Below are 11,994 nucleotides of genomic sequence, written 5' to 3'. Positions count from 1 at the left end.
TATTTCTCAACGCTTCAACAACGTTTTTAAGTACGCGCCTTAGAGGATTCGAACCTCTGACCGTACGCTTAGAAGGCGTATGCTCTATCCAGCTGAGCTAAAGGCGCATGATTTTTTTTCAGTTATGTATTACTTAAGTAATTATGGCTCCGCAGGTAGGATTCGAACCTACGACCGCTCGGTTAACAGCCGAGTGCTCTACCACTGAGCTACTGCGGAACAATAATATGGTGGGCCTAAATGGACTCGAACCATCGACCTCACGCTTATCAGGCGTGCGCTCTAACCAGCTGAGCTATAGGCCCATATTATTTTGGAGCGGGTGATGAGAATCGAACTCACGACATCAGCTTGGAAGGCTGAGGTTTTACCATTAAACTACACCCGCGTTATTTAGAGAGGGATTATGATTATTACCAGTCTTCCCTCTATGACTGGGCTAGCTGGATTCGAACCAACGAGTGACGGAGTCAAAGTCCGTTGCCTTACCGCTTGGCTATAGCCCAATGAAAAAATATGGGGCGACTGATGGGAATCGAACCCACGAATGTCGGAGCCACAATCCGATGCGTTAACCACTTCGCCACAACCGCCAAGGTTATAAATTGTAATGGTGGAGGGGGACGGATTCGAACCGCCGAACCCGAAGGAGCGGATTTACAGTCCGCCGCGTTTAGCCACTTCGCTACCCCTCCGACATAAAATGAAACATACTGCTATTTTTTTGTAAAAATGGCGGTCCGGACGGGACTCGAACCCGCGACCTCCTGCGTGACAGGCAGGCATTCTAACCAGCTGAACTACCGGACCAGATTGCGGGGACAGGATTTGAACCTGCGACCTTCGGGTTATGAGCCCGACGAGCTACCAGACTGCTCCACCCCGCGATAATAATATTTAAAATGAGTTATATGGAGGAGGAAAGGGGATTCGAACCCCTGCGCGGTTTGACCCGCCTGTCGGTTTTCAAGACCGATCCCTTCAGCCGGACTTGGGTATTCCTCCTCGAAACGCATTCCTATGGTGGACCTTGTAGGACTCGAACCTACGACCGGACGGTTATGAGCCGTCTGCTCTAACCAACTGAGCTAAAGGTCCAAACATGTTTAAAATAATATGGTAGCGGCAGAGGGGATCGAACCCCCGACCTCACGGGTATGAACCGTACGCTCTAGCCAGCTGAGCTACGCCGCCATTATCTTGATATAGTTAATTAAATTAATTGGTGGAGCCTAGCGGGATCGAACCGCTGACCTCCTGCGTGCAAGGCAGGCGCTCTCCCAGCTGAGCTAAGGCCCCGTTTTTTTAAAATGTATTCATGGTCGGGAAGACAGGATTCGAACCTGCGACCCCTTGGTCCCAAACCAAGTGCTCTACCAAGCTGAGCTACTTCCCGTTTATATATATGGCGCGCCCGAAAGGAGTCGAACCCATAACCTTCTGATCCGTAGTCAGACGCTCTATCCAATTGAGCTACGGGCGCATTTTTTATTTTGGCGTAGTAATTCTGGAGCGGAAGACGGGGTTCGAACCCGCGACCCCCACCTTGGCAAGGTGATGTTCTACCACTGAACTACTTCCGCATATTGAATTAAATGGTGCGGGTGAAGGGAGTCGAACCCCCACGCCTTGCGGCGCTAGATCCTAAGTCTAGTGCGTCTGCCAATTCCGCCACACCCGCATTATGGTGAGTCATGCAGGATTCGAACCTGCGACCCTCTGATTAAAAGTCAGATGCTCTACCAACTGAGCTAATGACTCATCTCATTTTAAAAAGATGGTGCCGACGAGAGGACTTGAACCCCCAACCTACTGATTACAAGTCAGTTGCTCTACCAATTGAGCTACATCGGCATATATGGTGGAGGATGACGGGATCGAACCGCCGACCCTCTGCTTGTAAGGCAGATGCTCTCCCAGCTGAGCTAATCCTCCATATATTGGTGACCCATACGGGATTCGAACCCGTGTTACCGCCGTGAAAGGGCGGTGTCTTAACCGCTTGACCAATGGGCCTTTATTCTAGTTTTTCTTTTGCTGATTCAGCGTTTGTTTCGTTTGTTGTATCAGCGACAAGTAGTATTATATAACCCTTTAGGAGTTATCGTCAACACTTTTTCAAAACTTTTTTAAAAAAATAAGACGTTTTTTTCATAAACCCTGATGCATCAAGGTTTTTCGGGTGTCTTTTTCGATAGATTTTTTATTTTACACTATAAATATCCATGATAAAAGCACTCTTTAGACAAGAAAAAAATTATCCAATCTAAAAAAAAAGCAGGCAATTGCCCGCTTCTTATCAAACCCTCTATTCTAAACTGCTTGCCGGACCAAAAAATTCAAAATGAATATTTTCTGCTGGCACTTCTAATTCTTTCAAATGAGAGTTTAGCATTTTCATAAATGCAGTTGGTCCGCAGAAATAGAAATCTGCATCCTTGCTTGGAATAATAGACTGCAGCCATTCTAAATCCATAAACCCTTCTTTGTCATATGCCTTATCTTCTAAATCTTGTTGCGTTGGTTCGGAGTATGCCACATAGCTTCTAATATTTGCATGCTTTTCAGCTAAATCTTGCAGCTCCCCTTTCAATCCATGTACAGAGCTGTTCAATGCACCATGAATAAATACTACTTCTCTCTGCGGCTGCTCCTTAACAATTGTGTTAAGCATGCTGATCATTGGTGTAATACCAACACCGCCGCTAATCAATACAACTGGCGTTTCGTTTTTATCAAGAACAAAATCTCCAGCAGGTGCACTTATTTCTAGTATAGAACCTGTTTGCACGTCTTTGTGCAAATAATTAGAAACTACCCCATGGTCTTCTCTTTTAACGCTTATGCGATAGTATGATTTGCCTGCTGCATCAGATAAGCTGTAATGACGTATATGAGAATACTCTTCTCCCTCTGGATGAACTCTGACTGTCAAATATTGTCCTGGAAGGAATGAAGCAATTGCCTTTCCATCTTCCGGCTCTAAATAGAAGGATGTTATACAGTCGCTTTCTGCCACTTTTTTTGTAACAACAAAGTTTCTAAAGCCTTCCCAGCCGCCAGCCTGTTCTTTTGCTTCTTGGTACATATCCTTTTCGATTCCGATAAATGCATCTGCAATGACACCATAAGCTTCACCCCATGCACCGATAATCTCATCTGTTGCCGCATCCCCTAATACTTCCTTGATTGACTTAAGTAATGTCTCACCAACAATTGGATAATGCTCTGGCAATACGCCTAATGCCCGGTGTTTTTGGGCAATTTGCTTAACAACTGGAATAATCGCACCTAATTTATCAATATGAAGTGCTGCTGCATAAACAGCATTAGCTAGAGCTGTTTGCTGCTTCCCTTCTCTTTGGTTAGCATGATTGAAAATATTCAATAGCTCCGGATGATTAGTAAATAGTGTTTTGTAAAAGTGAGTTGTTATCGCTGTTCCATGCACTTCTAGTACTGGCACAGTACTCTTAATAATTTCAATTGTTTTTTCGTTTAACATGATTACTTCCCCCATAATTAAAACATGTATTTGTTTTACATGTTTCTATTATACTTAACTTATTTATAAAAGATATATATCTAATACATCTTTCATAAATTTGTCACAATTACATCGGAAACAGTTTGGTGCTATAATAAGGAGAGCTTCAATGGAGGTTTTCTAATGAGATTAACAAATTATACGGATTATTCTTTACGCGTATTAGTATATTTAGGACTAAAAAAGACCGGTCAGTTGAGTACTATTCAAGAAATTGCCGATACATATAATATTTCTAAAAACCACTTAATGAAAATAATTCATCACCTTGGTAAGCTTGGTTATATAGAAACAATCAGAGGACGTAACGGCGGTATAAAGCTCGCAATGAACCCTACTGAAATTAATATCGGAAAAGTAGTTTTAGCAACAGAAGAGGATTTTCATATTGTCAACTGCTTTAGTGAAGGCAGGAATTACTGTATACTTACCCCTTCCTGCAAGCTTAAGCACGCATTAAATGAAGCACTGATGGCATTTTTATCTGTTTTAAACAGCTATACTTTAGCTGATTTCCTTCATAATAATGATGAACTGAATGCATTAATCGGCGACCCTTTTTCTGATAAATAGAAAGAAACAAAACCTCAAACTTTTATGCGTTTGAGGTTTTGTTTCTTTCTAACTATTTAAACGATTGATAATTTAAAGGATTTTACCATTTTTGCTTTTCGTCAAGAACAGTATGACTTTCATTACACTCATCCTTTAATACTTCTATTCGTCTTATTCTTTTACCAGTTAGATGCGATAATATTTGCAGAAAAAGATGCATTAATTTACTGCTGTCACCATTGTTCATTATTAATTTTTCCAATATTCACACCTCATTTATTTTTTACTAATTATACCATTCGAATTAGAAATCATCCTAAAATTTAAAAGGGATTTTAAACAAATGAATTAATATTGTGATAATAATAATGGATAATAGGTAGGCTCTTCCTGGTTTTTGCTGATGCAAGGCAATAACAGAAAACATGACAAGATCAAATATAAAGGAATACTCAAATTTCCAGCCGTTTTGATAGGATATTCTCCCCGTAATATAAAGGATTAACTCTACTATTATGTAAACAACTGACCATATTACTATATATGGAATCCTTTTTGACCAACTCGACGGAAAATGTGAAAGAAACAGAAAAACACTGATAGGCATTGTTATAAGTGCATAAATAATGACAACCATTTCATGACCGTAAAAGAAATCAGGATGGAACTTCCACAATGTATCCTCCTTAACGATATACTCGTAAAGTAGTCCACCAGTAGAAATAAATAACATGCTGGCATGATATTCCCGCCAGTTTTTCCAATCTCCCCACTTAAAAGAGGCTAAAATAGTAAGAAGTGTGATGGCAACGTGCATCAAACACAACCCTTTCAGATAATAATATAGGAAAGAGAATCATCTCTGAATAATGAAGAAGAGAGAACCTTTTTATATATACTTTCCATTTATGGGAAAATCCATGTAAAAAACCAGTGTAAAATATGTCTTAACACTCTTCATTGTGAAAACAACCGGTAATTATGATAGTATTAAAAAGGATTTAAAAAGAGTATACAGAAACGAGGAAAGAGAAATGAGTGTGATTACAAAAAAAAAGCCCAATAATGTTAAGTTTCTATCGCGTATTTTGTTAGTAATTATTGGCGGCTTCATAACAGCTTACGGTCTTGAAGCAGTATTAATTCCAAACAATGTATCTGATGGAGGGGTTACGGGGATAAGCATCGTTATTTCCGAACTAACAAATCTTCCACTAGGTATCTTAATTGCAATATTAAATTTGCCTTTTGTATTTCTTGGCTATAAACAAATCGGTAAAAGTTTTGCAATATTCTCGGTAATTGGCATAGCCTCATTAGCTGCAGGTACAGTACTAATGCATCATATTAATACAATAATTCATGGAGATACATTGCTTATTACCGTTGTCGGCGGGATTATTATCGGTTTTGGCATGGGTCTTGCACTCCGTAATGGTGGAGCACTTGATGGAATCGATATGTTAGCAGTACTTCTATCCCGAAAACTGCCTTTTGGTACAAGTGATCTTATATTATTCTTGAATGTATTTGTATTTGCAATAGTTTCCATTGTATTTGGTCTCCAAGGAGCAATCCTCTCTGGTATCGCCTACTTTATCGCCTCAAAGGTTATTCATATCGTCGAAGAAGGTTTAAGTGGATCGAAAACCTTTAAAATCATCACAAGTGAACCAGAATTGATGGTAGAGACAATCCGTGACAGACTTGGCAGAAGTGCAACATACAGTCTTGTTCAAGGAGCTTATTCTAGCGAACAATTTAAAGAAATAACTTGTGTCATTAACAGACTCGAAGAAAGCAAAATGAAAGAAATCATCTATGAAATTGATAAAGGCGCCTTTGTTACAGTATACGATGTAGCAGAAGTTAAGGGCGGTAATTTCAAAAAGAAAGATATTCATTAATCCATTACTGGTGTGCAAGGGACATCCTTTGCACACCTTTTATTATGTATTGCACAAAACAAGAACCCCGCTCTAGGAGTGAGGTTCATGGTATAACTAGTATTTGCCTAAGCCAGAGTCTGGTGTCTGGATGATAACAGGGTTTTTATCTGGGTTCAGCCATTTTAAAACAGTTGTAACATTTGATTTTGACGTGGCCGTACAGCCGGCAGTATAGCCGTATTTCCCTGCAACATGGAAGAATATCGCACTACCTTTGCCTGCAACTGGGTTTTTCGTATTGTAATTAATAACAAACCCTAAATCGTACTCAGGAATATTCATTTTTTCTGCACTTTTCCAGCGTCCATTGTTTTTGGAAGCCTTTTGCCATGTATTATATAAGGAAGAAGCTGGATCATCAACCCATACATCATCATTCGTAATTTTACGGTATGGTAATTTAGTACCTGGATTTGCACCTCTCCCAAACGCAGTACCAATCGTATATTTTCCTGTTGGCGAAGCTTGTGAGCCTTCTGACATTTTGTCAGTCATCCCCTTTTTGCCAAGGACACCTGTCATTGAATCGACTTGCTTCCACTTACCCTTTGATTTCTCAAATGTTCTGATTGCAGCTGTTTTCGATGAAGAATTCGCTGATGTAACTAAAATCAGCTGTTGGGCATTACCAAGTGTCTTCATATTATTTACAGTATCCACAATCGATTGCTTAGAAGAGCTATTAGTTGAAGTCGCTTTTACATATGTACCGCTGACATAGCCTGTTTTTCCTTTAAAGTCAATTTTATACCAGCCATTAGATTCCTTTTTCTGAACTGTCAGCTTTGTTCCCTTTTTAACAGAACCAATCACTTTAGACTTTGTATTTGACCCGCTTCTTACATTCAGTGTATCTGCCGTTACTGTATATGTAGTCATTGTCGCAGATGTAGTCGTTTTCACATATGCACCGCTGACATAGCCCGTTTTCCCTTTGAAGGTAATCTTATACCAGCCATTAGATTCCTTCTTCTGAACTGTCAACTTTGTTCCTTTTTTAACAGAACCAATCACTTTAGACTTAGTGCTTGAACCGCTTCTAACATTCAATGTATCTGCCGTTACAGTGTATGTTACCGAACTTGCTGCTTCTGCAACAGCTGGTGTTAAAATCCCCGCACCTACAACTAAACTAGAGCTAATAACTAAGCATGTAAGCAGCATACAAATATACTTCTTCACTCTGTTCACTTCCTTTCCTGATAACCTCCATATTGTAACAGGTTTTATCCGATTACTAGATTTCATCACAAAAAAATCATTAAATTGTAATCGTTGACATAATTCTATTCCTAGAGGTTGCACTACCTTTCATACCCTTATCACTCTTATTTTTAATCCTGCAATAAATGATTTATTAACAGTACCTACTAGGGCTCGTAAATAAAAAAGAGGCGCGAATGATAAAATCCGTGCCTCTTTCAAATTAAAATAAAATACTAGTCTTCTTTTTTCTTTAATTTAAAGAAGTTAATTTTAGTCTTCATTTCATAGGTCATCTCACCTAAGCTGACAGCTGATGCACTGACTTCTTGGATGGAAGCAGACATTTCCTCTGCTGATGCTGAAATTTCCTCTGCTGAGGCAGCTACATCTTCTGCTATAGCTCCTGTTTGATCCAATTCTTCCATAATAACCGTTTTTTCTTGTTGGATTTTTATTGAAGAATCTTTAATGTCTTTGATTTTAGGTGAAATCTCTTCTACTGCATTTATTATTTCCTCAAAAGAATGAATAGTTGTATCTAACTGTCCTCTTTGTGATAGAAGTTCTTTGTTAACGTCTTCTGCGGATTCAACCATCTGCGTAGTATCTTTAGAAACACCATTAATAATGGAATCAATCTTGTCAGAAGACTCTCTGCTTTTTTCAGCCAAGTTTCTGATTTCATTTGCTACTACAGCAAAACCTTTTCCTGAATCACCAACTCTTGCTGCTTCAATAGCTGCATTCAATGCTAACAGATTCGTTTGTTCAGCGATTGAATTTATAATTTCTGTCATCTCATTAACATTGCGGATGTTTAATTCAACTGACTTTACTCTCTCTATTAATTCCATAAATGTTGTATTTAATGATTCGAAAGCCTTCATCATCATATTCATTTCTTGACTGCTTTCATTTGCCATACTTAATATAGAATTAGTGGAAGAATCGACATCATTAATTGATTGCGTCATACTATCTAAGCTTGTTCCAAATTGATTTAACCCAGAATTTACACTTTTTATTTTATGATGCTGCTCTGTTGCACCTTCCGCGACAGTTGTAATTGCTGTTGCAACGTTTTCCGAAGTGGCACTCATTTGTTGAGAAAACGAAGAAAGGTTTTGAGCATGATCATCAATACTTAAAGCATTTGTCTGGAAGTTATTAATAACATCTGTTAAGTTATTTTGCATATTAAACAATGATCTTCCGATATCTCCAAGCTCATCTTTTCTTGTCAGGTCTTTCTCTGCAAATTCATTAACTAAACCGCCATCTGCCACAACCTCTGCAATGTTACTATATTTCTTTGCTGTTTTCCCCATACGATTTGAGTAAATAACAATTGCTATCGTGACCAATACAATCGAAACAAGTCCAGATAGAACAAAAATTCTTAGCAAGTCATTAAGGCTATCAAATAGTTTACTTTCACTTACACTTATCCCTATTTTCCAGTCTGTATTAGGAATAGTTGAAAAGTAGTAGAGATATTTTTCATTATCTGCTGTATATTCAGTTTTTCCCGTCTTATTCGCTAGCATATATTTAGAAGCAGTTACCAAGGAGGAATTTTTATCATCCAAGATACTTTCCTTTGTTAAACGCTTTTCATCTACACCACCGAGAAGAATTCCATCGTTTTGTACCAACATGGCTTTCCCATCGTAATCAATGTTTGCTTCCGTAATTAACTTTTGAATGCTGCTAATATCAACATCTACTGTAACGACACCCATTAAGTTTCCATTTTGATTCTTAAAAGGAAAAGCAGATGTAACCATCGAAACATTTGTAGATGGATCTTCATACGCCTTTGTCCAGCCCCCATTTTCTTGAGAACCAACTTTATACCACTCTGTAGACCAAATATATAGGTCGCCTGTAGTATAGGAATCATCAACAGTAACATTTTCTCCATCCTTATAAGCATATGGTGCATACTGTTTTTTACCTTTAACTGCGTTTGGCTCAAACCAAATTCCCATCCCAAATGTTTCATTATACATAGGAATGTAATTTTGTAATAAACCATTATAATCATTATCCTTTAATAAGTCAGAATTAACTTCAACAGTTTTTGCCAAACTGTTGGCTAAACCATTTTCCTTTTCCAAAATGGTAATAATACCTTGAGCAGTTTCTTCTAATTTTGTATTCATTGCATAATCCAGTTGTCGCTTGATGATTTGTTTTGAAAAGGTATAGCCAATTGACGAAATAACAACTAACGCAATAATAATGATAGGAACAACAAACGAAATTAGTGATGCTGCAATACTTTTCTTACGATGTTTGAATTTCATAATTCCCCCTGCATACTTTAATATAAATTACTATATGACTACTATCGTCTAGGCAGAAGGAATTATGAAGTACCTTTCATAAAAAAACGCAAATTTCGACATATGTATTTTCTTGAAGTATTACTATGGACTTAGATGCAAAAAAACTTCGGTTAACTTCTACTAAAAAGGGGTAGAAAAAACAAAAAAACCAAACTATTATCAATAAATGCTTAATAGTTCGATTTTGTATTAAACTTACCATGTTATATCCCAGCTTCATTGGTTAAAACACTATATATCATAAAGATCCCTTTTTAAGTGATGTGTCTTTACATTCTTGTCTTTTAAATTAGATTCTATAAATCCACTTAAAAAATACTCCATTTGTAGTCCATACTTATTTTTTCAATACTTCCGCTTAACGAGGCCTTTCCAGTCAATTCCTCTTGTTTCGCATCATTCTTTAACCCTTGCTCTTTTTGCATTGGTCATAATGTAGCTGTTACCCCTTCACCATTTTCCCATTTCATTAAATGAACAATTTCCTTATCACTTGTTTCAACAATTTCTTCGAAAACCTCTTCAGATAGGTTGGTGAAAAGCATTATTGTTGTAGGATCATAACCTGCTTTTTGTATTGCCTCTAAATTAAATTTCGCCAACACTTGGCCTTTTTCAACTGTTTCACCAGCTTTTACCTTTGTATCAAATCCTACTCCTTGTAGCTCTACCGTATTTATGCCAATATGCATTAATATTTCCACTCCAGTTTGCGACTTTAACCCGAATGCATGGCCAGTCGGGAATGTAAGCTCCACCTTTCCATTAAACGGAGAAAAGAGAATTCCTTTTGTTGGAATAATGGCAATACCATCGCCCATTGTTCTTGATGAGAATGCCTCATCATTCACTTCATCCAAGGATATGGTTTGACCAATTACCGGCATCTCCATTTTATTTGCCGCTGTTTTTTTCTTAATTAGTTTGTCTTGGTCCTCTTCTTTAAATCCGATAAAATATGTCAATATTGCACTCAAAATAAATGCTCCGGATATTCCTATCACATAATAAGCGAAAGTATCCCCAAGAAAGGCTGGTAACGTGGTCAAAGCTGGGAATACATAAACAATCGCTTTTGTCTGCATCGCACCCATAAAAGCCCCCATTACTCCTCCTGCAATTGTTTGGGCAATTAATGGCCTTTTGAATCGGACGGAAAGACCATAAACAATCGGCTCCCCAATGCCTCCAAGTAATGATGGGAAAAGGGAGGATAAAGCCAAACTTTTTGTACCACTATTTTTACTTCTTAAAAATACTCCTAAGGCAACACCAGCAGTGGCAAAAGCAGACGCAGCTATCATTGGTCGCAAAGTATCAAATCCATAGGTTGCTAGATTATTAATCATGATTGGCACAACACCCCAGTGAATACCCAACATTACTAGAAAAGTCCAACCAGCTCCTATTATTAACCCAGCGAAAAGACCACTTTCAGAGCTAATAAAATTCATGACAGTCCCTAGACCATTCCCTATTCCAACTCCAAGAGGACCAATTACCATAACTGTTAATGGAACCATAATAATTAGTGCAGACATCGATAAAGCAAATATTTGTATGCTCTTTGGTATAAATCTTTTCAAGTATCGTTCTAAATGGGAGTATATATATATTGCTGCAATAGCAGGTATTACAGTGCCTGAATAGCTCATTAATACAGTGGAAACACCAAGAAATTCAACACTCACACCATGCTCCGTAACAAGCCCAACAAAATTAGGCTCAAGTAATGATGCAACTATTCCTAATGATATAAATTGGTTCGCCTTAAAAACACGCGCTGCACTTATTGCTAGGAATAACGGTAAAAAATAGAAGACACCATTTCCCGCTGCTGAAAATATTTTATGCGTACTCCCTTCAGGATTTAAAAGATTCAGTTGTACAAATAACACAAGAAGTGCTTTTATCATACCCGCCCCTGCAATGGAAATAATTAAAGGGTTAAAAATAGAAGAGATAACGTTAAAAAATCGCATTAAAAAATTACCATTTTGTTTTACTTTTATATCATCTGAATAGTCACTTTCTGAACCTAAAGCACTCTTAATATTGTATTTTTTCATTATAAACTGATAAACTTCTGATACTTCATTTCCAATAACAACTTGGAACTGGCTATTTGCTTCTACAACTGAAATTACCCCAGGTAACTTTTCGATTGTAGATTTATTTGCCAAAGCAATACTATAATCTTTCAGTTTAAATCTTAGTCTAGTAACACAATGATATAAACTGATAATATTTTGCTCTCCACCGACACCATTAATAATTTCCTTCGAAAGTTGATTGTACTTTCCAGACATATTTACCCTCCTTTTCAAATTAACACTTTCTTAAATAAGTAACTTTAAGATAAATAGCTTGCATTCAGATATTTTCA

At 37.7% G+C, this 11,994-nt stretch carries 8 protein-coding genes and 21 tRNA genes; 2 read left to right on the top strand and 27 right to left on the bottom strand.

Annotation, left to right across the window (positions count from 1 at the left end):
• Positions 1-33: 33 nt before the first annotated feature.
• From EM808_RS13610 to hmpA, 22 genes are all read right to left on the bottom strand, one after another.
• Positions 34-107 (bottom strand) — tRNA-Arg (locus tag EM808_RS13610).
• Between the two features lie 37 nt (positions 108-144).
• A tRNA-Asn gene (locus EM808_RS13605) sits at positions 145-219 on the bottom strand.
• A 9-nt stretch (positions 220-228) separates the two neighbouring features.
• A tRNA-Ile gene (locus EM808_RS13600) sits at positions 229-305 on the bottom strand.
• Positions 306-314: 9 nt separating this feature from the next.
• Positions 315-388: transfer RNA gene (locus EM808_RS13595), tRNA-Gly, on the bottom strand.
• Between the two features lie 46 nt (positions 389-434).
• A tRNA-Gln gene (locus tag EM808_RS13590) sits at positions 435-506 on the bottom strand.
• Positions 507-517: 11 nt separating this feature from the next.
• Positions 518-593 (bottom strand) — tRNA-His (locus EM808_RS13585).
• Between the two features lie 18 nt (positions 594-611).
• Positions 612-695 (bottom strand) — tRNA-Tyr (locus EM808_RS13580).
• Positions 696-733: 38 nt separating this feature from the next.
• A tRNA-Asp gene (locus EM808_RS13575) sits at positions 734-810 on the bottom strand.
• A gap of 3 nt (positions 811-813) precedes the next feature.
• Positions 814-887: transfer RNA gene (locus EM808_RS13570), tRNA-Met, on the bottom strand.
• 25 nt (positions 888-912) lie between these two features.
• A tRNA-Ser gene (locus EM808_RS13565) sits at positions 913-1,005 on the bottom strand.
• Between the two features lie 16 nt (positions 1,006-1,021).
• Positions 1,022-1,098 (bottom strand) — tRNA-Ile (locus EM808_RS13560).
• Positions 1,099-1,117: 19 nt separating this feature from the next.
• Positions 1,118-1,194: transfer RNA gene (locus EM808_RS13555), tRNA-Met, on the bottom strand.
• A 29-nt stretch (positions 1,195-1,223) separates the two neighbouring features.
• Positions 1,224-1,299 (bottom strand) — tRNA-Ala (locus EM808_RS13550).
• A 20-nt stretch (positions 1,300-1,319) separates the two neighbouring features.
• Positions 1,320-1,396 (bottom strand) — tRNA-Pro (locus EM808_RS13545).
• A gap of 10 nt (positions 1,397-1,406) precedes the next feature.
• Positions 1,407-1,483, bottom strand: a tRNA-Arg gene (locus EM808_RS13540).
• A 25-nt stretch (positions 1,484-1,508) separates the two neighbouring features.
• A tRNA-Gly gene (locus tag EM808_RS13535) sits at positions 1,509-1,583 on the bottom strand.
• A 13-nt stretch (positions 1,584-1,596) separates the two neighbouring features.
• Positions 1,597-1,681, bottom strand: a tRNA-Leu gene (locus EM808_RS13530).
• A 4-nt stretch (positions 1,682-1,685) separates the two neighbouring features.
• Positions 1,686-1,761: transfer RNA gene (locus tag EM808_RS13525), tRNA-Lys, on the bottom strand.
• Positions 1,762-1,778: 17 nt separating this feature from the next.
• A tRNA-Thr gene (locus EM808_RS13520) sits at positions 1,779-1,854 on the bottom strand.
• 5 nt (positions 1,855-1,859) lie between these two features.
• Positions 1,860-1,935: transfer RNA gene (locus EM808_RS13515), tRNA-Val, on the bottom strand.
• A 6-nt stretch (positions 1,936-1,941) separates the two neighbouring features.
• Positions 1,942-2,016, bottom strand: a tRNA-Glu gene (locus tag EM808_RS13510).
• A gap of 292 nt (positions 2,017-2,308) precedes the next feature.
• Positions 2,309-3,505 (bottom strand): NO-inducible flavohemoprotein, encoded by a 1,197-nt coding sequence (hmpA, locus tag EM808_RS13505; protein WP_127738722.1) that lies wholly within the window; start codon positions 3,503-3,505, stop codon positions 2,309-2,311.
• A 165-nt stretch (positions 3,506-3,670) separates the two neighbouring features.
• Between hmpA and EM808_RS13500 the strand changes: the two genes are divergently transcribed.
• Positions 3,671-4,120: an Rrf2 family transcriptional regulator gene (locus EM808_RS13500; protein ID WP_127738721.1), complete on the top strand. Its 450-nt coding sequence runs from the start codon at positions 3,671-3,673 to the stop codon at positions 4,118-4,120.
• 82 nt (positions 4,121-4,202) lie between these two features.
• Here the strand turns inward: EM808_RS13500 and EM808_RS28600 are convergent, their stop codons facing one another.
• Together EM808_RS28600 and EM808_RS13495 are read right to left on the bottom strand one after the other, a co-directional pair.
• Entirely contained in the window at positions 4,203-4,364 is a 162-nt protein-coding gene (locus tag EM808_RS28600) for a hypothetical protein (protein ID WP_164849662.1), read from the bottom strand.
• A gap of 54 nt (positions 4,365-4,418) precedes the next feature.
• On the bottom strand, positions 4,419-4,919 hold the full coding sequence (locus EM808_RS13495) for a CBO0543 family protein (RefSeq protein ID WP_127738720.1): 501 nt from the start codon (positions 4,917-4,919) through the stop codon (positions 4,419-4,421).
• A gap of 217 nt (positions 4,920-5,136) precedes the next feature.
• Here EM808_RS13495 and EM808_RS13490 point away from each other — a divergent pair, with 217 nt between their 5' ends.
• Positions 5,137-6,009, top strand: coding sequence for a YitT family protein (locus EM808_RS13490; RefSeq protein ID WP_127738719.1), 873 nt, complete (start codon positions 5,137-5,139; stop codon positions 6,007-6,009).
• A gap of 96 nt (positions 6,010-6,105) precedes the next feature.
• Here EM808_RS13490 and EM808_RS13485 read toward each other — a convergent pair whose 3' ends face one another.
• The 3 genes from EM808_RS13485 to EM808_RS13475 all read right to left on the bottom strand — a co-directional run bounded on the left by EM808_RS13485 (position 6,106) and on the right by EM808_RS13475 (position 11,917).
• A complete protein-coding gene (locus tag EM808_RS13485; protein WP_235856614.1) occupies positions 6,106-7,233 on the bottom strand; it encodes an SH3 domain-containing protein in 1,128 nt (375 codons plus the stop codon).
• 257 nt (positions 7,234-7,490) lie between these two features.
• The gene (locus EM808_RS13480; RefSeq protein ID WP_127738717.1) at positions 7,491-9,566 is read right to left on the bottom strand and encodes a methyl-accepting chemotaxis protein; all 2,076 of its coding nucleotides are present in this window, start codon (positions 9,564-9,566) and stop codon (positions 7,491-7,493) included.
• 470 nt (positions 9,567-10,036) lie between these two features.
• Positions 10,037-11,917 (bottom strand): beta-glucoside-specific PTS transporter subunit IIABC, encoded by a 1,881-nt coding sequence (locus EM808_RS13475; protein ID WP_127738716.1) that lies wholly within the window; start codon positions 11,915-11,917, stop codon positions 10,037-10,039.
• Positions 11,918-11,994 lie beyond the last annotated feature (77 nt).

The organism is Niallia taxi, from assembly GCF_004005475.1.
Lineage (GTDB): Bacteria > Bacillota > Bacilli > Bacillales > Cytobacillaceae > Niallia > Niallia taxi.
Note: the sequence above shows the minus strand (reverse complement) of the source record. Positions and strands in the feature narration are given on the sequence as shown.